This window comes from Endozoicomonas sp. SESOKO3, assembly GCF_024606255.1.
On sequence record NZ_JAHHPR010000651.1, the window covers coordinates 1 to 1,060 of the forward strand.

Below are 1,060 nucleotides of genomic sequence, written 5' to 3' on the forward strand. Positions count from 1 at the left end.
CTCTGCCGTATACTCTTTGCAGGATTGGATATTTTCAGGGACAGGCTGCAAAGGGATCTTATCCTTTCTGCACTGATGAATATATTGAAACCAGGCGTGTAAAAATTGATTAATTAATTTGATTTCCTGTACCGTTTTCGGACAACGGAAAAAACGAAACTCCAGCGTTGATAATTTGTTGACTCTGTTTGCTCCGGTAATATGCAACAAAGACATAGCCATATATTTTTCCATTATATCAATATCAATATAACCAAGACCCTTTTGTATACTCGTCATATGAACAAGCTGGCTATAAAAATGTGCAAATTCCTCAAGCCTTTCTTTTTTTTCCGAATCAGTGCTCTCTTTATGGCTTGGCTTTTCAGTATGATTTTCTTCTATTTTTTTATTGTATCGGTCAATGATCGTATTTAACCGTTTTACGGCAAAAGGTTTTGCGTCTGGATTGTAATCAGCAAATGTTTTGTACCATCTGGCTTCATTTTTCTGCAGTATACGATCATTATTTCCAAACGCCCTCAGCAAAAAAGGATTTCGCTGAATCTCAGACTCCATCACCAGAAGCACACCGGTATCACCCTGAGTGGCACTCAAAACATCGACGTGTTTATGCCCGGAACTATAATCAATCAATCCTTTTTTACGCATTGAATCAGTGACTTCAATCACCTTCTCAAAAGATAATTCCGCAAGTTGATCATCAGAATGGTAAGGCGTGCAATTTATTTCAAACCACGCAGACGAGTCATAAAAAGAGACTACGGTAAAGCGATCGTCAAAACCATAGTGTACACCACGACTGTCAGTGATAGCGCGACAAGTCATCCCTTTTTCTGGTAGTTGAGATGAAAAAATATCACAAAGCCGACCTCGTGTACGGGAAAGCTCATTTTTAACATCATATTCAAGCTCTTCACCCAATTTAAGGTTTGGTCTATTTGACGCCTTCGCTTCATTGTCAGTCCCAAAAAAGGAGTCATCAAACATGGTTTTGACAATGCGATCACAGCGCCCGGAAAAAATAACATCCATAACATGTCGATTAAAATACTCTCTC

1 protein-coding gene is annotated in these 1,060 nt (G+C 38.9%); it reads right to left on the minus strand.

Annotated elements, in window-relative coordinates:
* Window positions 1-1,035: hypothetical protein (locus tag KDK18_RS11460; protein ID WP_257255038.1), on the minus strand; the 1,035-nt coding region annotated here is incomplete at its 3' end.
* Between the last annotated feature and the right edge of the window lie 25 nt (window positions 1,036-1,060).